Raw genomic sequence first — 19792 nt, 5'->3', positions numbered from 1 at the left:
GTGGCCACCATTTGGCCAACACAGCATGGCCCCCTCCGACACTGGTTGCGCCAAGAGCCGCCGATTACGCCGATCTAAGCGTGGCCTGGGACGCTAGCACCCTCGTCCACGTCATGGATTTGAGGTCCTGACGGCCGGCGGAGGCGCTGGGTTTGCGCCAAGACGGTACGCAACCTGGTCGGCTGCAGGGGCCAGTGTGACCGGGCCACCGACGGGAAGCGCAGGGCATCGGCTCCTGGTCGAGGGTGGCTCTTGATCCTGCTGGCCCGAAAGCGGGCACGCCGTGCGCTGTGACAGTCACCATGGCGACGGGCGTCAGTAGCAGTCTCAACTGTCACACTGCTGGCACACTCGGAGCGTTTCGCCTATATTCACAGGTCAGGCGACTGCGGGTTATACTCCCTTCACTCACCCCGTAGAAGTGCTCACAGCACTGGATGAGGCCCCGGCCCCCGCGGAACGACGCGGGATCCGGGGCCTCCGTCGTCGAGGCGAATCCCCACCCGTGCCGCCGGCAACCGCACACCACGGGCCAGGAATGGCGATGGCCCATGCGCCAGGTCGATTCGGCTGGCCGCTCCACGCAGCCGTGGTTACGGTTCCTCGTAGCTCACTGGCGAGCGTGCACGCGGTCGAGTGGCGGCGGGTGCGAGGGAGGAACGCTCATGACCGACGTCGTTTCCAGGACGGGAGCACCGGGCGAGCCGCCCGGGACCCGCGGACGCCAGCGCGCAGGCGCGTCGCGTCGGCTGAGGTCCCTCACGGCCCTGCTGTCCCTGTCCTCCCTCCTCACGCTGACGGCCTGCGGAGGAGGGGGAGGGCCGGAGGAGATCCGGTTCACCTTCAGCAAGCGCGAGGCACTGGACTTCATGCAGCAGGTGGTGGCCGACTACAACGACTCCCAGGACGAGGTCCGCGTCGAGATGGACACCTCGGGCGTCGACGTCGTCTCGGCGAGCTTCGTCCGCGGCAACCCGCCGGACATCATGCTGGCCAACTACAACTACGAGGTCGCCCGGTTCGTCCAGCGGTGCGCGCTGATCGACCTGTCGAGCACCGAGGCCGCGTCCCGGATGCGTGAGGACCTGCAGCCCCTCATGGACCAGTACGGCGTGTGCGAGGGCCGCACCCCCGCGCTCCCCTACTCGGTCATGGCGGCCTCGGTGATCTACAACAAGGAGATCTTCGCCGAGCACGACCTCGAGGTCCCGCAGACCTGGAGCGATCTCATCGACGTGGCCGACACCCTGGAGGCCGCGGGGGTCACCCCCTTCTACGCCACCTTCGCCGACGCCTGGACGATCAGCCAGGGCTGGTTCGACTACTCGGTCGGCGGGTCGATCGACGTGCTCGACTTCTACGACCGGCTGGCCGCCGAGGGCGCCGACGTCGGCCCCGACTCCGAGGTGTCCTTCCAGCGCAACTTCCTGGAGCCCGTCGAGAAGATGATGCTGCTGGCCGAGAACTACACCAACCCCGACTCCGCGAGCCGCACCTACGCCAACGGCAACGTGGCGTTCGCGGGCGGGGAGGGCGCGATGTACCTGCAGGGACCGTGGGCCTTCGGCGAGATCGCCCTGACCGATCCCGACCTGGAGCTGGGCAGCTTCCCGCTGCCGATGACCGAGGACCCCGAGGACCTCAAGGTCCGGGTCAACATCGACCTGGCCGCGATGATCCCTGAGGGCTCCGACCACCAGGAGGCCGCCCTCGACTTCCTCGAGTACCTGTTCCAGCCCGAGGTCATCGAGGCCTACAACGAGTCCCAGCTCGGCTTCGTGCCGCAGGAGGACGCGCCGGAGCCCGAGGACCCGCGGATCGAGGGGATGACCTCCTACTTCGAGAGCGGCCAGTTCTACCAGGGCCCCGGGATCCTCATCCCGCGGACGATCCCCACCGAGAACTACACCCAGGCCATCGTCTTCGGCGCCGACCCGCAGGCCCAGCTGGCGACGATGGACGAGGACTGGGCCCGGCTCGCCTTCCGGCAGCCGGCACCGACCGCACAGTCCGAGGAGTCGGGACGATGAGCGCGACCACCGCCACCCCGAAGGCACCGACCACCACGACCCCCCGCAGGGCACCCAGGTCCTCGCGCAAGGTCGAGCCGATCTACTACCTGTTCCTCTTCCCCGCCGTCGCCCTGTTCACCTTCGCGATCACCATCCCGGGGATCATCGGCATCTTCTTCAGCTTCACCGACTCGATCGGCATCGGCGAGTGGAAGTTCATCGGCTTCGTCAACTACGTCGCGGCGTTCAGCGACCCGGCGATCCTCTCCAGCTTCCTGTTCACCTTCGGGTTCGCCTTCGTCACCGTCATCGTGGTCAACGTCATCGCCTTCGGGCTGGCGCTGGGGCTGACCTCGCGCATCCGTTTCAAGATGGGGCTGCGGGCGATGTTCGTCATCCCCATGGTCGTCTCGGGCATCATCATCGCCTACGTCTTCCAGTTCCTCTTCCAGAACACGGTCCCCTCGCTCGGTGGCGCCCTGGGCATCAGCACCCTGGAGACGAGCATCCTGGCCAACCCCGACCTGGCCTGGATCGCGATCGTCATCGTCACCGCCTGGCAGGCGATCCCCGGCACCCTGCTGATCTACATCGCCGGCCTGCTGGCGGTCCCCGGTGAGGTCTATGAGGCGGCGGACATCGACGGGGCCAGCCCGTGGCAGCAGCTGACCCGGCTGACCCTGCCCCTCGTCGCCGGCTACGTCGTCATCAACGTCATCCTCGGTTTCAAGAACTTCCTCAACGCCTACGACATCATCGTCGGCCTCACCGGCGGCGGACCGGGCACCGCGACGCGCAGCATCGCGATGACCATCATCAGCGGCTTCATGGGTGGCGACTACGCCTACCAGATGGCCACGGCGACGATGTTCTTCGTCGTGGCGATCATCATCGCCGTCCTTCAACTCATGGTCACACGCGGCAGGAGCTCGATCTGATGACCACCATCGCTGCCCAGGGAAGCGCCACCACCCCGCCCACCCCGCCCCGCGGCCGGCGTTCCAAGGTGGGGCTGGAGCGGATCAACTGGCCGGTCACCATCATCCTCTTCCTGTGCGTCACCACCGTGCTGCTGCCGCTCTACGTGACCGTCTCCATGGCGCTGAAGACCTCGAACCAGGCTGTCGACGGCAACGCCCTCTCGCTCCCCTCCCCGGTCAGCGTCCAGGGCTTCGTCGACGCCTGGCAGTTGACGAACTTCCCGGTCGGCTTCGGCATCTCGCTGTTCGTGACCGCGGGGACCGTCGTGGCGACGATCGTGCTCGCCGCCTTCGCCTCCTACGCGATCATCCGCAACTGGGACCGGCGGATGTTCAGGTGGTCCTTCTTCTACCTCCTCGGGGCGATGTTCATCCCCTTCCCCGTGGTGGCGCTGCCGCAGATCCAGCTCACCGGCCGGTTCGCACTGGACAACCCGTTCGGCGTCATCCTGCTCGCCACCATGTTCCAGCTGAGCTTCAGCGTCCTGCTGTTCACCGCGTTCCTCCGCTCGATCCCGATCGAGCTGGAGGAGAGCGCGCGGATCGACGGCGCGTCGACGTGGCAGACCTTCTGGCGGATCATCTTCCCGCTGCTGGCGCCGATGAGCGCCACCGTCGGCATCTTCGCCTTCCTCTACGCCTGGAACGACTTCATGATGCCCTCGATCATCATCTCCGACCCCGACCTGCAGACCCTGCCCGTCCGGCAGTACCTCTTCCAGACCCAGTTCAGCAGCAACTACAACGTGGCCTTCGCCTCCTACCTCATGGCGATGGCGCCGGCGATCATCGCCTACCTGCTCGCCCAGCGCTGGGTCATGGAGGGGGTCACCCAGGGGGCGGTCAAGGGCTGAGGCCGTCGGGCCAGCAGGTCGCTGGAGCGTCGGTCAGCGCAGCTCCAGGCCGTCGGCGACGACGCGCCCCCGGTGCAGCACCGTGCGGTCTCCACTGCGGTCCATCACCGCCGCGGTCGGCGTCTCGCCCGCGACGAGGAGCAGGTCGGCGCGGTCCCCGACCGCCAGCCCCGGCCGGTCCCCCACCCCGGCGAGCCGCGGCAGGTCGCGGTCCATGATCGAGGCGCCGCCCCGCGTGGCGAGCGCGAGGCAGTGCTCGACGAGGTCGTCCCGACGGAAGCCGTGGGTGAAGGCCAGCTGCCAGGTCCGGTCCAGCATGTCGGCGTTGCCGTAGGGCGACCAGTAGTCACGCTGCCCGTCCTCCCCCAGCCCGACCCGGACCCCGTGCTCGACGAGCAGCTCGAGCGGCAGGTTCTGCCGACCGCCCGGGGCCACGGTCGAGGTGGCGACGTCGGCGTCCGCGAGCCGCTCCACCAGCTCACGCGTCCGGCTCTCCGACCCGTCCCACAGGCCGTAGCCGTGGGAGATCAGGACGTTGCCCTGCATCCCGAGGGCGAGGGTCCGCTCCAGGATGAGGTCGGCGGAGAAGCGCCCGAGCTCGCCGGGCTCGTGCAGGTGCACGTCCACGGGCACGCCGTAGCGCTCGGCGAGCCCGAAGACGATGTCCAGATGGCGGACGGGGTCCCGGTCCAGGCTGCAGGGGTCGATCCCGCCCACCACGTCGGCCCCGGCGCGCAGCGCGTCCTCGAGGACCTGCGCCGATCCCTCCTCGCGCAGCAGCCCCGCCTGGGGGAAGGCGATGACCTGGACCTCGGCCCGACCCCGGTGGGTCTCCCTGGCCTCCAGGACGGCCTCCAGCCGCTCCAGCCGGGCGTCGACGTCGACCTGGGCGAACGAGCGCACCCGGGTCGTGCCGCGGGCGATCATCCGGCCCAGGGTGTCCGTGACCCGCTCCCGGATCCCGACCTCGGCCTCCCGCCAGTGGGCACGGTCGTTGAGCATCATGGTCCACACCCCGGGCCCCCCGGTGTGGGGGCGGAAGGGCAGGCCGAGCCGCGTGGAGTCGAGGTGGACGTGCACGTCGGAGAACGCCGGCAGCAGCAGCCGGCCGCGACCGGCGACCTCGGGCCCGGACCCCGCACCTCCTGACCGGGCGGCTCCCGCAGGGACGACCTCCGCGACGAGCTCACCCTCCACCCGCACGTCGCACGGGTCGCCGCCCCACGGCCTGACGTCACGGATCCACATGCCGCTCAACCTACCTGCGGTTAATCCCCGAGCGCGTGGAGCCAGGAGTACCGTGGGCGGGTGGGACCTCCCCCGGCGAGCGACGCGCCCCTATCGGCCTACGCGCAGCGCGTGGTCGACACCTGGGCGCTCCCGGGGATGGCCATCGGCGTCGTGCGCGACGGCGACCGGGTCGCCACCCGCTCGTTCGGCACCCGCGACCGGCGCACCGGCCGACCGGTCACCGAGGACACGCTCTTCCACCTCGCCTCGATCTCCAAGACCTTCGTCGCCACCGCGGTGATGCAGCTCGTCGAGGGCGGCCAGCTCGAGCTCGACCGGAGCGTCGCGGCATACCTGCCCGGTCCCGCCCCCTCCGGCGCCCGGGCGACCTCCATCACCGTCCGGCAGCTGCTGTCGCACACGTCGGGCCTGGGCGACGTGAGCGACTACGGCTGGCACGAGCCCGAGCTCGACGACGGGGCGCTCGGTCGCTTCGCCGCCCGGGTCGCCGGCTGGACGCTGGAGCGCGACCCGGGTGCCGACTTCGCCTACTCCAACGCCGGGTACGAGCTGCTGGGGCACCTCGTCGCCACGGTCGGCGGGACGACCTTCGAGGCGCACCTCAAGGACCGGGTGCTCGACCCCGCGGGGATGACGACCAGCACCTTCCTGCGCTCCGACGTCCCCGCGGGTCAGGCCGCGAGCCCCCACCTGGGACTGCCGCCGCGGGGCGTCGAGGGGGCCTACCCCTACACCCGCCGGCACGCGCCCAGCTCGACCCTCCACAGCAGCGCCGCCGAGCTGAGCCGCTGGATGGTCGCGCACCTGGCCGGCGGTCGGGGGCTGATGTCGCCGGCGACCCACGAGGTGATGTGGGCGCCGGTCGCCGGCACGGGAGGAGACTTCCAGCGGGAGATGGCGCTCGGCTGGTTCTGGGGCACGACCTTCACCCTCACCAAGGCCGCGCTGGACGTCCTCCTGGGCGAGGACCTGGCGGATCCCCCCGCACCGCCGGTCACCGTGGCGCTGGCGGGGGCGCTCGAGGAGTCGGGCGTGGCGAGGGCCGTCGAGCTCTACCGGCGGCTCGAGGCGGAGGGTGCCGCCTACGACCTGGGCGAGGACGGGTTCGCCGACGCCGTGTGGGGCGTCATCGAGATGCACCGGACCGACCTGGCGTGGCCCCTGCTGGAGGTCTGGGCGACGGTGCAGCCCGACTCCGCCCAGATGGAGCTCAGCACCGGGTGGGCGCACGAGATCGACGGGAGGCGCGAGCAGGCGGTGCAGCACCTCTCCCGCGCCGTGGAGCTCGACCCCGAGGACGAGGAGGCGTCGACGATGCTGCGACAGCTGGCCGCGGGGGCGTGACCGGACCCACGGCATACCGTCTCAGTCGCGGCCGGAGCCCCGCCCCTCCAGGCCGACCTTCTTGCCCGCCTCGCGCAGCTTGCTCGCGGACCGCATCCGCAGCTCCCGCGCCTCCCGGACCGCCGCGGCCTGCTTCGACGCCTTCTTCCTCGTCCCCTTGATGTCCCGCGGCGGCAGCTGGATCTCCTCCTCGGCCGCCATGCCGGCCGCGAGCTCACGGCCCCGCTCCAGCTCGGCGTCGAGCTCGGCCCCGAGGACCAGGACGTTGTTGATGATGAAGATCAGCAGCAGCAGGATGATCACACCACCGAGCGCGCCGTAGGTCGCGTTGTAGGAGTCCTCGCCGCCGAAGCCGGTCAGGTAGATGAAGAAGCCGGCCGCCGCGAGGATCGCGACCACGACCGCCAGGGCCGCACCCGGGCTGAGCCAGCGGATCTTGGGCTGGCGCACGTTGGGTGTGCCCCAGTAGAGCATCGCGACGATGACGATGAGCATGAGCAGGATGAACGGCCACTTGGCCCAGTTCCAGACCGTCGTCGCCAGGTCGGACAGCCCGATGAAGCCGAAGATGATCTCGGACAGCGAGCCGGAGAGGGTGACCGACAGGATGATCACCATGAGCAGGACCACGACGAGCAGGGTGAGCCCGAGCAGCCAGGGCCGCAGCTTCCAGACCGGCCGGCCCTCCTCCACGCCGTAGACCCGGTTCATCATCCGGCTGAAGGCGTTGACGTAGTTGGACGCCGACCACAGCGCACCGACCAGACCGACGACGAAGAGGATCCCCGCCCCGCCGGACCCTCCCATGCTCTCCATGTAGCCGTTGACGGTCTCGATCGTCCCCTGCTCCACCCCCAGCTGCGTGCCGAGCTGCTCCACCGCGTCCTGGGTGGCCTCGCTCTGGCCGAAGAAGGTCAACGACGTCGACAGCGCCAGCAGCATCGGGGCCAGCGACATGATCGAGTAGTAGGTCAGCGCCGCGGCGAGGTCGGAGCCCCCGTCCTTGCCGAACTCCGACACGGTGCGCTTCAGCACACCCTTCCAGTGCGTCCTGGGCAGGTCGGTCGGGGAGTCGGGCGCCCGGTCGTCCCGGCGCTCGAAGTCGCCCGCATCCTGGCCTCGGTCGATGGTCTCTCGATGCTGGGTGTCACTCACGGTCCCGAGTCTGACACGGGTATGCAGAAGGGGCAGGTCCACCAGGACCTGCCCCTTCTCGATGTGCGCCCACAGGGACTCGAACCCCGAACCCGCTGATTAAGAGTCAGCTGCTCTGCCAATTGAGCTATAGGCGCCGGCAACAGCGAGAAACTCTACACCGGGCCGGGCCGCCGCCCCAAATGGATCGGGGCTGCCGATGATGAGCCATCATGGGCGCATGCGTGCACTCGTCAAGCCCACCGCGGGGCCAGGTCTGGAGCTCATGGACCTGCCGGAGCCGGAGCCCCGGCCGGGTGAGGTGAAGATCCGGGTGCTGCGGGCGGGGCTGTGCGGCACCGACCTGCACATCGAGTCGTGGGACGACTGGGCGGCCTCGATGCTGAAGCCTCCGCTGGTGGTGGGCCACGAGTTCTACGGCGAGATCGTCGAGCTCGGCCCGGGGGTGCCGGAGGGTGGCCGCTACGGCCTGCAGGTCGGGCAGCGGGTCTCGGTGGAGGGGCACGTCGTGTGCGGCCACTGCCGCAACTGCCGGGCCGGCCGCCGGCACATGTGCGTCAACACCTCCAACCTCGGCGTCAACCGGGACGGCTGCTTCGCCGACTTCGTCGTCGTGCCCCACGACAACGTCTGGGTCCAGCCCGAGCTCATCGACCCCGACCTCGGCGCCGTCTTCGACCCGCTCGGCAACGCCGTGCACACCGCGCTGTCCTTCCCGCTCGAGGGCGAGGACGTGCTCATCACCGGGGCCGGCCCCATCGGGGTGATGGCGGCCGCGGTGGTGCGCCACGCGGGGGCACGCTTCGTCGTGGTCACCGACGTCTCCGCCCCCCGGCTGGAGCTGGCCCGGGCAGCGGGGGCCGACCTGGTCATCGACGTCTCGCAGGAGCGCATCAGCTCCGCGCAGGAGCGGCTCGGGATGACCGAGGGCTTCGACGTGGTCCTGGAGATGTCGGGCAACCCCAGGGCGGTGTCGGAGCTCATCGACAACTGCACCCACGGGGCCCGCGTCGCCATGCTGGGACTGCCCTCCGAGCCGTTCGCGATCGACTGGGGCAAGGTCATCACCCACATGATCACGCTCAAGGGCATCTACGGCCGGGAGATGTACGAGACCTGGTACAAGATGACCGCGATGCTGCAGACCTCCGAGGTGCTGCGCGACCGCATCCGCTCGGTCATCACGCACCGCTTCCCCGCCGAGCAGTGGGAGGATGCCTTCGAGGCGGCCCGCTCCGGCGAGGTCGGCAAGGTCATCATGGACTGGAGCTGAGGAGAGCAGGATGTACGGAGTCAAGGACCAGCTGCGCGCCGAGCTCGACCAGATCGAGGCCGACGGGCTGACCAAGCGCGAGCGCCTCAACACCACCCCCCAGTCCTCCCACATCGCGACCACGCAGGGCGAGGCGCTCAACTTCTGCGCCAACAACTACCTCGGTCTGGCCGACCACCCCGAGATCGTGGCCGCGGCCCGCGACGCCCTGGACACCTGGGGCTTCGGTATGGCGTCGGTCCGCTTCATCTGCGGCACCCAGACCCAGCACCGTGACCTGGAGAGGCTCATCGCCGACTTCGTGGGCACCGAGGACTCGATCCTCTTCCCCTCGTGCTTCGACGCCAACGGCGGCATCTTCGAGGTGCTGCTCGGGGCCGAGGACGCCGTCGTCTCCGACGAGCTCAACCACGCCTCGATCATCGACGGGGTGAGGCTGTCCAAGGCGCAGCGCTTCCGCTACCGCAACCGGGACATGGACGACCTGCGGGCCCAGCTGGAGGCGGCCCGTGACAAGGGTGCCCGCCGCACCCTGATCGTCACCGACGGCGCCTTCTCGATGGACGGCTACCTCGCGCCGCTCGAGCAGATCTGCGACCTCGCCGAGGAGTTCGGCGCGATGGTCATGGTGGACGACTCGCACGCCACCGGCTTCATCGGGGAGAACGGCCGCGGCTCCCACGAGGCCTGCGGGGTGATGGACCGGGTCGACATCGTCACGGGCACCCTCGGCAAGGCCCTGGGTGGGGGCTCGGGCGGCTTCGTCGCGTCCGCCCAGGAGGTCGTGGACCTGCTCAAGCAGCGGGCCCGGCCCTACCTGTTCTCCAACGCCGTCGCGCCCTCCGTGGTCGCCGGCTCGATGAAGGCCATCCAGCTCGCCCGCGACTCCGACGAGCCCCGCCGCGTGCTGCGCCGCAACGCCGAGCTCTTCCGCACCCTCATGACCGAGGCCGGCTTCGAGCTGCTGCCCGGCGAGCACGCGATCGTCCCGGTGATGTTCCCCGGTGAGGACGGGGCGCGCACGGCGTCCCAGGTCGCTGACGCGATGCTCGCCCGCGGCGTCTACGTCATCGCCTTCTCCTACCCCGTCGTCCCCAAGGGCAGGGCGCGGATCCGCGTGCAGCTCTCCGCCGCCCACAGCGAGCAGGACGTCCGCACCTGCGTCGAGGCCTTCGTCGCCGCGCGGGACGAGGTGGGCTGAGGCTTGGTGGGGGCTCAGCACCAGGCGACGGGCCGGACCCGGACGCAGGTCAGGCGTCTGCTGCGCGAGCAGGCCGGGCCGCAGTGGGGGTATGTCGTCTTCCTGTGGGTCTTCTGCGTCGGAGCGTCCTGGGTGATCATGCGACTGTGGGGTGACCGCGTCGACTGGTTCTTCATCCTGGGGTGGGCCACCACGTTCGTCGCCGTCGAGGGGTTCCGGCAGCGGCGGCGGGTGCGCCAGGTCCAGCACGCCCGTGACGTCGACCCGGTGCGGGTGACGATCACCCGACTGGCAGCCCGCCAGGTCGTGGTGGACGGCCCGGAGGGTGAGGTGCGGCTGCCCGTCAGCAGCACCGGCGGCCTCAGCGTCGGCGACACCGTGTGGGCCGCGCCGGAGCCGACGCCCGGTGAGCGGGTCGTGCTGGTCCGTGACCAGCTGCGTCCCGGTGCGCTCGACCTCATCAGCCCCCGGGGGCCGGCCCAGCCGGGCTGAGGGGGACGTCCTCGCCGGTCACCGTGGGACTGTGCCCACGCTGCGGTGCGGCCGACTGTGCCCACTCTGCGGCGCGGGCCGCCTCAGCCTCCGCAGCCGCCGGCCCCGCAGGCGCAGCCGCCGATACGTCCGCCGCCGCACCCGTCCGTGTCGACCGCGGCCGTGACGGCCGCCAGCTCCTGGGCCGTGAGCGGCTCGACCCCGAGCCGCTCCCCCAGCGTGGCGAAGACCTCGGCCAGCCGACGCACGTGCCACCGCGGCTCGTCCATCTCGTGCCGGTGCACCTCGGCCCCGGTCAGCCGCTCGGACAGCCACCGCGCGTGCCCGGCCGGGGTCACCGAGGAGTCGGTGCCCCACCACACGTCGACGACGCAGCTGACGTCCGCGGGGTCCACGCCCCAGGGCTCCTGGGCCTGGGCCAGGTCCAGCACGATGCCGTCGGCGCCGGCGTCCTGGCCCAGCCCGAGCTCGAGCTGGTCCCGCAGGAAGACGGGGTCCTGCAGGGCCAGGGCGTGCAGCATGCGCTGCTGCTCGTCCATGTCGCGCACCCACTCGTGCTGGTCCATCCCGGGGCTGCCCGCGTCGGAGGCACCGGGCGCCTGGGGCCAGACGAGCGTCAGGGCGGCGACCCGCTCGGGGTGCCGCGCGGCGAGCGCGAGCGCGGCCAGGGTGCCGCCGCCGGCGGCGAGGACACCCACCGGCTCGCTGATGCCCACGTGGTCGAGCACCTCCAGCACGTCCGCCGCCAGCTCCCGGGCCGGGCGGGGCTCACCGGCCGGGGTGTCGCCATACCCGGGTCGGTCGAGGGTGACCACCCGCAGGCCCAGCGCGTTGAGCGCGTCCCTGGCGGGAGTGCCGCTGAAGCGGGACCCCGGGGTGCCGTGCAGGGCCACCACCGGCCTGCCGCCGGGCGCGCCCTGGACGCGGTAGGCGGTGCCGTTGGCGGTGGTAGTGCCGTCCGTGGTGCTGGTGCTCACACCGGCCAGTGTCTCAGAGCCAGCCGGAGCGGCGGAACGAGCGGTGCAGGAGGCCCACCGCCACCGCCATGACCAGCAGCGCGAGGGGGTAGCCGAAGGCCCAGTGCAGCTCGGGCATGTGGTCGAAGTTCATGCCGTAGACGCCGGCGATGAGGGTAGGCACCGCGATCATCGCCGCCCAGGCCGAGATCCGGCGCATGTCGGAGTTCTGCTGCACCCCGATCTGGGACAGGTGGGCGGACAGGACGTCGGAGAGCAGGGAGTCGAAGCTCTCGACGTCCTGGAGCACCTCCTGCAGGTGGTCGCTGACGTCCCGGAAGTGCAGCCTCATCTCCGGGTCACGCACGGGTCCCTCGTCGTCCGCCAGCGTCTGCAGGGGGACGCGGAGCGGCGCCGCGGCGCGGCGGAACTCCAGGACCTCCCGCTTGAGCCGGTAGATGGTGGTGGAGTGGGTGCGGTTGCCCCCGCCGAAGACGTCCGCCTCGATCTCGGTCAGGTCCCTGGCCACCTCGTCGTCGATCTCGACGTAGGTGTCGACCACCGTGTCGAGGACCCCGTGCAGGACGCTGACCGGCCCCCGGCGCAGCAACGAATGCTCGTGCTCCTCCAACCGCTGCCGCAGCCCGGCGAGCGGGGCCACCTCGCCCCACCGGAGGGTGACGGCGATGTGAGGGGCCAGGATGACCACGACCTCACCGGTCTCGATGTCCGAGGTCGCCTCGAGGTAGCGGAGGGTCTTGACCACGGCGAAGAAGGAGTCGGCGCTCTCGCCGTAGGGCTCGATCTTGGCGCGCTCGTCCCCGGAGCGGGCGTCCTCGACGGCCAGCGGGTGCAGATCGAGCTCGCGGACGACGACGTCGAACTCCTCAGGCCCGGGGTCCTTCAGACCCACCCACAGGAAGTCCTCGTCCGGGGCGCCGGGAGCCCGCAGCGTGGCCAGGGTCTCGGACAGGTCGCCGCACTCCTCGCGCCGGCCCCCGCGGTAGACGGCCTGGTCGACGATCACGCGGCGGGCGAGCGCACGGCATACCCGCCGGTAGGCACGTCAGCCCTTGTTGAACAGACGACGCAGCACACCGAGGGAGAGCGCGGCGCCGGCGACGACGCCGAGTGCGCTGGCGATGTTGTCCAGCCGCGGCTCGCCGGCGGGGTCGACGACCTTGCCCTTGGCCTGCCCGACCAGCGAGTGGACCTGGGTGTTGACCTTGGCCTTCGCGTTGGCCTTGATGGTGTCCGGGCTCACGCGGTAGGCCAGCTCGTCGACCGTCCGGGCCAGCCGGTTGCGGGTCGCGGCGATGTCGGCCTCGATCTCCTTGGTGGAGCGGGCGGGCTGCTTGTCGGCCATGTGGGAATCTTCCTCGGCTCGTCGGAGGTGGGCTGGTCGTCGATGAGACGATAACGCAGAATGCCGCCGCACGATCCGTCGAAAGGTCCGTCATGCCCAAGCTCGAGCCCGGTCAGCCCGCCCCCGCCTGGACGCTCCCCGACGCGCAGGGGCGCCAGGTGAGCCTGTCGGACTTCGCCGGGCGCAAGCTCATCATCTACGTCTACCCCGCGGCCGTGACCCCCGGCTGCACCACCCAGGCGTGCGACTTCCGGGACAACGAGGCCGTCCTCGCCCAGCAGGGGTATGCCGTGGTCGGCGTCTCCCCCGACGGCCCGGAGAAGCTCGCGGCCTTCGCCGAGCAGGAGTCGCTCCCCTTCCCCCTGCTGTCCGACCCGGACAAGGAGATGCTCACCGCCTACGGCGCGTACGGCGAGAAGATGAACTACGGCAAGAAGGTCATGGGCGTGATTCGCTCCACGTTCGTCGTCGACGAGCAGGGTGTCCTCGAGCTGGCGAAGTACAACGTCAAGGCCAAGGGCCACGTGGCGTCCCTGGCCAAGCAGCTCGGCGTGGAGCTGCCCGGCTGACGCCATACCGGCGACGCCCCCGGCCCGCGTGCGGGCTCGCCCCGCCCCCCTTCCCGACCTGTGCACCGAAATCTGACATGTGGGCGCCCTATAGCCCGTGCAGAAGTCGGATCGGGGTGCACAGGTCGGGGGTGGGGGGATGGATCGCGGTGCGCTCGGCGGGACTCGAACCCGCACACCCAAGGGCACAGGAACCTAAATCCTGCGTGTCTACCAGTTCCACCACGAGCGCGCGCAGGCCAGCCTACCTAGCGTGGCGCGGCTCACCTGACGGTTTCCCTGACAGACGGGCCACGGCAGGACTAGCGTCGGCTCATGGACCCTCGCACAGCTCGCCGGACCCGCCCCGTCCTCGTCACCCTCTCCGCCGTGGCGATGGCCGCGGCCACCGCCCTCCCCGCAGCTGCTGCCCCGAGGGAGGTCGTCTACGACGCCCTCGGTGACTCGTATGCGGCGGGCTTCGGCACGGCACCCTTCACCCCTCCCTGTGGCCAGTCGCCGTTGGCGTACCCGTACGTGCTCGACGGGCGGATGAAGATCGACCTGGACGACTTCGCAGCCTGCTCCGGGGCGGTCGCCTCCAATCCCGAGGGTGAAGTCAATTCCGTCCACGCCCAGCTTGGTGCGCTGGACGAGGACACCGACCTCGTCACGATCTCCATCGGCGGCAACGACGTCGCCTGGGGCCAGGCGGTCGGGCTTTGTCTGTACGGTTCGGACCAGCAGTGCGCCGGCGCCTTGGCCTACTCGACGGGCCTGGTGACGAACGCCCTGCCCGGCCTGCTGGACGACGCCTACACGGCCGTCGACGCGGCCGCGCCGGACGCGCACGTGGTCGTGACTGGGTACCCGCGGCTGTTCTCCCCCGAGTACGGCGACTATCTCGGGGCATCGGTGACCGAGCAGCAGATGCTCAACGACGCGGCGGACCTGCTCAACACCGTCATCGCGGCGGAGGCGACCGGGGCGGGCTTCCAGTACGTCGACGTGGCGAAGCGGTTCGACGGGCACGGGGTCAACTCGTCCGACTCGTGGATCTACCCCGACAACTTCCACCCCACCGTGGACGGTCAGCGTGCCTACGCAGCCGCGCTGACGTCACAGATCAACCCGCGCAGTCTGCGGTAGTTCGCTAGAGCAGGACCTCGCCGCGGATGACCGTGGTGACCTGGCCCCCGACCCAGAGGTCAGGTCCGTCCTGCTCGACGTGCACCCGGCCGTCTCGACGCACCCGGGCGCCCTGGCCCGCGACATACCGGGACGGCAACCGGCCGGCGGCGATCAGCCACTGCCCGAGGCCGGCGTTGAGGCTGCCGGTGACGGGGTCCTCCAAGAGGGCCGCGCCGTCGCGGAAGAAGGCGCGGACCTCGACGTCCTTGCCGACCGCGGCCGGATCCGCCCAGCGGCCCACGATCCCGAGCGCCAGCCCGCCGAGCGCCGACCCGCCACCGCCGCCGAAGTGCTCGGCCATCGGCTCGACGGCGAGCACCGCCTCGGCCGACCGCAGCTCGACGGCGATCCAGCCCGGTCCGTTGTCCACCCAGGCCATGCCGACAAGGTCCTCCGCCGCCAGACCGAGTGCCGCCAGCACGGTCTGGGAACGGGCCTCGTCCACCGGTCCCGAGCGGACCAGCGGCGGGGCGGCGAAGTCGAGCCGCTCGCCCACGCGCACGGGCACCAGCCCCGCACCGCACTCCTGCACCACCCGGTCGGTATGCCGTGCCCGGCCGCCCGCCTCGAGCCACGCGTGCGCCGTGCCCAGGGTCGGGTGCCCGGCGAAGGGCAGCTCACCGCCCGTGGTGAAGATCCGCACCCGGTAGTCGGCACGGGGGTCGGTCGGTGGCAGCAGGAAGGTCGTCTCCGACAAGTTGGTCCAGCGGGCGAAGGCCGCCATCGTCGCCTCGTCGAGGCCGTCGGCGTCGTGGACGACAGCGAGCGGGTTGCCGGCCAGCCCGGACCCCGGGCCGAAGACGTCGACCTGGGTGAAGGCCCGGTGTCTCACCAGCCTGCCCCGTCCGTCCCCTCGGCCGCGCCCGGCACGACCTGCAGCCCCACGTCCGGCACCCCCGGTCGCAGCACCCGCCACCCCTTGCCCCAGGAGCGCACCTCGGCCACCACGACCTCCTCCAGGTCACCGGTGGTGAGCACGAGCACCGTGGGGCCCGCCCCGGAGACCACCGCGGCGTGCCCCAGCGCGCGCAGGGTGTCGACCGCGCCCATCGTCACCGGGTAGACCTCCCGTCGCTGCTCCTGGTGGAGCCGGTCCTGGGTGGCGTCGAGCAGCAGGGCCGGCTCGGCCGTGAGCGCGTGCAGCAGGAGCGCCGCCCGTCCGGCCTGCTGCACGGCGTCGGTCCGGGCCACCTGCGGGCCGAGCACCGACCTGGCGACCGCCGTGTCCAGCCGCTCGGCCGTGGGGACGAGCACCACGGGGACGACGTCGGGGTGCAGGCGCGGGCGGGCGGTGCGGACGACCTGCGGGGACGGCATCCAGGAGATGGTGAGGCCGCCGTGGACGGAGGCCGAGGAGTTGTCCGGGTGGCCCTCGGCCACACCGGCGAGCGTGTTCACGAGCCCGAGATCGGCCTCGGTCAGCTCACCGCCCCGCACCAGCGCGAAGCCCAGCCCCAGCCCGGCCACGATCGCGCTCGCGGACGACCCCAGCCCGGCCGACATGGGGATGGTGTTGCGGCAGACCAGCCGCAGCCCGTAGCCGTCCAGCCACGCCGTCCCGCCGGCGCTCAGCGCCTCCCGCAGGTGCCTTGCCACGAGGTGGTTCTCGTCCGCGGGGACCACCGCGGCCCCCTCCCCCTCCAGCACGACCTCGAGGTGACCCGGCGTGTCGAGGACGCGCACCTCATACTCGTCCAGCAGTCCCAGGGCCAGGCCGACCGCGTCGAAGCCCGACCCCAGGTTGGCCGTGCTGGCCGGCACGGTGACGGTGACGGCCGTCCCCGGACGCGCCATCACTCCAGCCCGAGCGCCGCGGCCACGCTGACCGCGTCGACGGAGGTGCGCACGGGCTCGACGTCGTCACCGTCGGCGTTCTTCAGCGCCCACTGCGGGTCCTTCAAGCCGTGCCCGGTGACGGTGCACACGACGGTCGACCCCGCGGGCACCAGGCCGGCCGCGTGCGCCTTGAGCAGACCCGCCACCGACGCGGCCGAGGCGGGCTCCACGAAGATGCCCTCGCGGGCGGACAGCAGCCGGTGCGCGGCCAGGATCTCCTCGTCGGTCACGGCGTCGATCAGCCCGCCGGACTCCTCGCGCGCCGCGACCGCCTGGTCCCACGAGGCGGGGTTGCCGATCCGGATCGCGGTCGCGATGGTCTCCGGCTCGTCGACGGGGTGCCCGAGGACGATCGGGGCCGCGCCGGCGGCCTGGAAGCCGAACATCCGCGGGCGTCTGCTCGCGGGGGCCGACCCGTGCGCCCCGGGGGCGGAGGGGTCGGCGTACTCGGTGTAGCCGCGCCAGTACGCGGTGATGTTGCCCGCGTTGCCGACGGGGAGGCAGTGGATGTCCGGGGCGTCACCGAGGGCGTCGACGACCTCGAAGGCGGCGGTCTTCTGGCCCTCGATCCGCGCCGGGTTGACCGAGTTGACCAGCTCGACGGGGTAGGCCTCGGCCAGCTTGCGCGCCAGCGTCAGGCAGTCGTCGAAGTTCCCGTCGACCTGGATGAGGGTGGCGCCGTGCGCGATGGCCTGGGACAGTTTGCCCATGGCGATCTTGCCGTCCGGGACGAGGACACCGCAGGTCATCCCGGCCTTCGTGGCGTAGGCCGCGGCGCTCGCCGAGGTGTTGCCGGTCGAGGCGCAGATGACGGCCTTGGCCCCCAGCCGCGCGGCGTCGGAGATGGCCGCGGTCATCCCGCGGTCCTTGAACGAGCCGGTGGGGTTCAGCCCCTCGTACTTCACGTGCACCTGCGCGCCGACCAGCTCGGACAGATGCTCGGCCGGGATGAGCGGGGTCCCTCCCTCCCGCAGGGTCACGACCGTCCCGGTGATCGTCGCGGGCAGACGGTCGGCATACTCGGCGATCACGCCGCGCCACTGGTGCGCCATAGGCAGTCCTCGAGGTCCTGGGGAGGGGGCAGGTCAAGGGTATGCCGTGCGCACGCGTGCTCCGGACGGGGCCGGGGCGGGGATCCGCAGGGGCCTCTCAGCCCAGGATGGTGCGGAGGTCCTGCGCGAGGGATCGGAAGGCCTGGCCGCGGTGGGAGACGGCGTGCTTCTCCGTCGCGGTGTGCTCGGCCAGGGTGCGCCCGTCGGGGCGCACCAGCAGCGGGTCGTAGCCGAAGCCGTTGCGGCCTCGCGGCGCGCGGGCGAGGACCCCGCGGCACTCGCCGAGCCGGACGACCTCATGGCCTGCGCCCGCACCCGGCTGCTCCGGCACGACAAGCACCGCGGCACAGACGAAACCGGCACCGCGGTGCTCGTCGGGCACGTCCGCGAGCTGGGCCAGCAGGAGGGTGTTGTTGGCCTCGTCGACCGGGACGCCGGTCGCGGCCGCCAGCGGCCCCGCCCACCGGGCCGAGAAGACCCCCGGTGCGCCACCGAGCACGTCCACGGCCAGCCCCGAGTCGTCGGCGAGCGCGGGGAGACCGGTGGCGGAGGCGGCATACCTCGCCTTGAGCAGGGCGTTGTCCGCGAAGGTGACCCCCGACTCGACGACGTCCTCCAGGTCGGGGAACGCGTCCAGCCCGATGAGCTCCAGCCCGGTGGCGGTCAGGACATCGCGGAGGATGTCCCGCAGCTCGGCGACCTTGTGGGGGTTGCGGGTCGCCAGCACCAGGCGGCGGTCCCCGCCGGTCACCAGGTCGGGGGGCCCTGGTCGACGTCGGCCCCGACCTCGTGGGAGTCGGCACCACCCATGTCGTCGGCCCCGAAGGCGGCCTGCTGGCGTGCGGTCAGCTCCGCGCAGCCCTCGGCCGCGACGTCGAGCAGGGCGTCGAGCAGCTCCCGGTCGAAGGGGACTCCCTCGGCCGTCCCCTGGACCTCCACGTAGCGGCCGTCGCCAGTCATGACGATGTTCATGTCGGTGTCCGCCGTGACGTCCTCCTCGTAGTCGAGGTCGAGGACCGGCTCACCGTCGATCACGCCGACGCTGACGGCGCACACCGAGCCGGTGATGGGCTCCGCCTTGGCCTTGATCAGACCCAGGCTGCGGGCCTTCTCGACCGCGTCGACCAGCGCGACGTAGGCGCCGGTGATCGCGGCGGTGCGGGTGCCGCCGTCCGCCTGCAGGACGTCGCAGTCGATCTGGATCGTGTTCTCCCCCAGGGCCTCGAGGTCGACGACGGCGCGCAGCGACCGGCCGATGAGCCGGCTGATCTCGTGCGTGCGCCCGCCCAGGCGCCCCTTGACCGACTCCCGGTCGGAGCGGGTGTGGGTGGCGCGGGGCAGCATGGCGTACTCGGCGGTCGTCCACCCCTTGCCGCTGCCCTTGCGCCAGCGCGGCACGCCGGCGGAGAAGCTCGCCGCGCACAGCACGCGGGTGCGCCCGAACTCGACGAGCACGCTCCCCTCGGCGTGGTCGAGCCAGTTGCGGGTGATCCGGATCTCCCGCAGCTCGTCGGGAGCGCGGCCGTCGTGGCGGGTCGTCATGCTCCCAGCGTAGGGCGTGCGGGGGGCGGGTCGAGCGGCACCACCGTCCACGGGAGGAACGCCTGGGTCAGCGGGCCGATGAGCAGGGCGTAGAGCACGGTTGCCACACCCAGCACACCGCCGAGCAACCAGCCCAGGGCCACCACGGCGACCTCGATGCCCGTGCGCACCAGGCGCAGGGACCACCCGGTGCGACGGGCCAGGCCGGTCATCAGGCCGTCCCGCGCGCCGGGCCCCAGCTGGGCACCGATGTAGAGAGCGGTCGCCACGCCGTTGAGGACCAGGCCGCCCACCATGAGACCCATCCGGCCGGCCCAGCTCTCGGGCGCTGTCATCCAGGCCAGGGCCGGGTCGACGACCAGCCCGATCACCACGGTGTTGGCGACCGTGCCGAGCCCGGGTGGCTGGCGCAGCGGGATCCACAGCAGCAGGACGAGGACCGAGACGCCGATGACCACCTGGCCGAAGGTCAGCGGCACGTGGCGGGCCACGCCCTGGTGCAGCACGTCCCACGGCATGACCCCCAGGGTCGCGCGGACGAGCATCGCCATGGACACGCCATACAGGACGAGGCCGAGGAGCAGCTGCGGCACCCGCCACCACAGGCGCCCGGCCCGCAGCTGGGCCAGGGGCCCGAGCTGGTGGAGCCGCCGGCGCGGGTCGGGCGTGCGCGGCGGGCGCGGGTCGGGCGTGGTGGAGGTGGCCCCCTGGCGGCGGTTGGCCCCGAACCTGGTCATTC

At 71.5% G+C, this 19792-nt stretch carries 20 protein-coding genes and 2 tRNA genes; 9 read left to right on the top strand and 13 right to left on the bottom strand.

Going from position 1 to position 19792, the window contains the following annotated elements; translation table 11 throughout:
* The first annotated feature begins 665 nt into the window (after positions 1-665).
* The 3 genes from E3Z34_RS04030 to E3Z34_RS04020 are packed head-to-tail and all read left to right on the top strand — an operon-like array spanning position 666 to position 3846.
* On the top strand, positions 666-2030 hold the full coding sequence (locus tag E3Z34_RS04030; RefSeq protein ID WP_134772564.1) for an ABC transporter substrate-binding protein: 1365 nt from the start codon (positions 666-668) through the stop codon (positions 2028-2030).
* Entirely contained in the window at positions 2027-2950 is a 924-nt protein-coding gene (locus tag E3Z34_RS04025) for a carbohydrate ABC transporter permease (RefSeq protein ID WP_134772563.1), read from the top strand. The genes E3Z34_RS04030 and E3Z34_RS04025 overlap by 4 nt, the downstream gene beginning before the upstream one ends.
* Positions 2950-3846 (top strand): carbohydrate ABC transporter permease, encoded by an 897-nt coding sequence (locus tag E3Z34_RS04020; protein WP_134772562.1) that lies wholly within the window; start codon positions 2950-2952, stop codon positions 3844-3846. The genes E3Z34_RS04025 and E3Z34_RS04020 overlap by 1 nt, the downstream gene beginning before the upstream one ends.
* Positions 3847-3879: 33 nt before the next feature.
* Here E3Z34_RS04020 and E3Z34_RS04015 read toward each other — a convergent pair whose 3' ends face one another.
* Positions 3880-5094 carry an amidohydrolase family protein gene (locus E3Z34_RS04015; RefSeq protein WP_134772561.1) on the bottom strand — a complete coding sequence of 405 codons (1215 nt, stop codon included), beginning with the start codon at positions 5092-5094 and terminating at the stop codon, positions 3880-3882.
* A gap of 60 nt (positions 5095-5154) precedes the next feature.
* On the opposite strand from E3Z34_RS04015, the gene E3Z34_RS04010 reads away from it, so the two are divergent.
* On the top strand, positions 5155-6441 hold the full coding sequence (locus E3Z34_RS04010) for a serine hydrolase domain-containing protein (protein WP_134772560.1): 1287 nt from the start codon (positions 5155-5157) through the stop codon (positions 6439-6441).
* 21 nt (positions 6442-6462) lie between these two features.
* Here E3Z34_RS04010 and E3Z34_RS04005 read toward each other — a convergent pair whose 3' ends face one another.
* Together E3Z34_RS04005 and E3Z34_RS04000 are read right to left on the bottom strand one after the other, a co-directional pair.
* Positions 6463-7596, bottom strand: a complete 1134-nt coding sequence (locus tag E3Z34_RS04005) for a YihY/virulence factor BrkB family protein (RefSeq protein WP_134772559.1) — start codon at positions 7594-7596, stop codon at positions 6463-6465.
* Between the two features lie 64 nt (positions 7597-7660).
* Positions 7661-7733, bottom strand: a tRNA-Lys gene (locus tag E3Z34_RS04000).
* Between the two features lie 83 nt (positions 7734-7816).
* Here E3Z34_RS04000 and tdh point away from each other — a divergent pair.
* Genes tdh through E3Z34_RS03985 form a run of 3 tightly spaced genes read left to right on the top strand, consistent with a single transcriptional unit; the run spans position 7817 to position 10562 of the window.
* On the top strand, positions 7817-8869 hold the full coding sequence (gene tdh / locus E3Z34_RS03995; RefSeq protein WP_134772558.1) for an L-threonine 3-dehydrogenase: 1053 nt from the start codon (positions 7817-7819) through the stop codon (positions 8867-8869).
* 10 nt (positions 8870-8879) lie between these two features.
* Positions 8880-10070 carry a glycine C-acetyltransferase gene (locus tag E3Z34_RS03990; RefSeq protein ID WP_134772557.1) on the top strand — a complete coding sequence of 397 codons (1191 nt, stop codon included), beginning with the start codon at positions 8880-8882 and terminating at the stop codon, positions 10068-10070.
* A 6-nt stretch (positions 10071-10076) separates the two neighbouring features.
* A complete protein-coding gene (locus tag E3Z34_RS03985; RefSeq protein ID WP_134772556.1) occupies positions 10077-10562 on the top strand; it encodes a hypothetical protein in 486 nt (161 codons plus the stop codon).
* Positions 10563-10645: 83 nt separating this feature from the next.
* On the opposite strand, the gene E3Z34_RS03980 is transcribed toward E3Z34_RS03985, so the two are convergent.
* The 3 genes from E3Z34_RS03980 to E3Z34_RS03970 are packed head-to-tail and all read right to left on the bottom strand — an operon-like array spanning position 10646 to position 12884.
* A complete protein-coding gene (locus E3Z34_RS03980; RefSeq protein ID WP_158288592.1) occupies positions 10646-11539 on the bottom strand; it encodes an alpha/beta fold hydrolase in 894 nt (297 codons plus the stop codon).
* Positions 11540-11552: 13 nt separating this feature from the next.
* Positions 11553-12545, bottom strand: coding sequence for a magnesium and cobalt transport protein CorA (locus tag E3Z34_RS03975; RefSeq protein WP_134772554.1), 993 nt, complete (start codon positions 12543-12545; stop codon positions 11553-11555).
* Between the two features lie 39 nt (positions 12546-12584).
* Entirely contained in the window at positions 12585-12884 is a 300-nt protein-coding gene (locus E3Z34_RS03970) for a DUF3618 domain-containing protein (RefSeq protein WP_134772553.1), read from the bottom strand.
* Between the two features lie 92 nt (positions 12885-12976).
* Between E3Z34_RS03970 and bcp the strand changes: the two genes are divergently transcribed.
* Positions 12977-13453, top strand: coding sequence for a thioredoxin-dependent thiol peroxidase (bcp, locus tag E3Z34_RS03965; RefSeq protein ID WP_134772552.1), 477 nt, complete (start codon positions 12977-12979; stop codon positions 13451-13453).
* A gap of 150 nt (positions 13454-13603) precedes the next feature.
* Here the strand turns inward: bcp and E3Z34_RS03960 are convergent.
* Positions 13604-13685, bottom strand: a tRNA-Leu gene (locus E3Z34_RS03960).
* Between the two features lie 83 nt (positions 13686-13768).
* On the opposite strand from E3Z34_RS03960, the gene E3Z34_RS03955 reads away from it, so the two are divergent.
* Complete coding sequence (locus tag E3Z34_RS03955) at positions 13769-14581, top strand: SGNH/GDSL hydrolase family protein (RefSeq protein ID WP_134772551.1); 813 nt, start codon at positions 13769-13771, stop codon at positions 14579-14581.
* Positions 14582-14585: 4 nt separating this feature from the next.
* Here the strand turns inward: E3Z34_RS03955 and E3Z34_RS03950 are convergent, their stop codons facing one another.
* From E3Z34_RS03950 to yczE, 6 genes are all read right to left on the bottom strand, one after another.
* Complete coding sequence (locus tag E3Z34_RS03950) at positions 14586-15455, bottom strand: PhzF family phenazine biosynthesis protein (protein WP_134772550.1); 870 nt, start codon at positions 15453-15455, stop codon at positions 14586-14588.
* Entirely contained in the window at positions 15452-16417 is a 966-nt protein-coding gene (locus E3Z34_RS03945; RefSeq protein ID WP_134772549.1) for a homoserine kinase, read from the bottom strand. The genes E3Z34_RS03950 and E3Z34_RS03945 overlap by 4 nt, the downstream gene beginning before the upstream one ends.
* Positions 16417-17511, bottom strand: coding sequence for a threonine synthase (thrC, locus tag E3Z34_RS03940; protein ID WP_134772548.1), 1095 nt, complete (start codon positions 17509-17511; stop codon positions 16417-16419). The genes E3Z34_RS03945 and thrC overlap by 1 nt, the downstream gene beginning before the upstream one ends.
* Before the next feature lie 97 nt (positions 17512-17608).
* On the bottom strand, positions 17609-18262 hold the full coding sequence (locus tag E3Z34_RS03935; protein WP_420818972.1) for a non-canonical purine NTP pyrophosphatase: 654 nt from the start codon (positions 18260-18262) through the stop codon (positions 17609-17611).
* Positions 18259-19053 carry a ribonuclease PH gene (rph, locus tag E3Z34_RS03930; protein ID WP_134772546.1) on the bottom strand — a complete coding sequence of 265 codons (795 nt, stop codon included), beginning with the start codon at positions 19051-19053 and terminating at the stop codon, positions 18259-18261. Before rph ends, E3Z34_RS03935 begins: the two co-directional genes overlap by 4 nt.
* On the bottom strand, positions 19050-19790 hold the full coding sequence (gene yczE / locus E3Z34_RS03925; RefSeq protein ID WP_238695339.1) for a membrane protein YczE: 741 nt from the start codon (positions 19788-19790) through the stop codon (positions 19050-19052). The genes rph and yczE overlap by 4 nt, the downstream gene beginning before the upstream one ends.
* Positions 19791-19792 lie beyond the last annotated feature (2 nt).

This window comes from Ornithinimicrobium flavum, from assembly GCF_004526345.1.
Lineage (GTDB): Bacteria > Actinomycetota > Actinomycetes > Actinomycetales > Dermatophilaceae > Ornithinicoccus > Ornithinicoccus flavus.
This window is presented reverse-complemented; position numbering and strand designations above follow the sequence as displayed.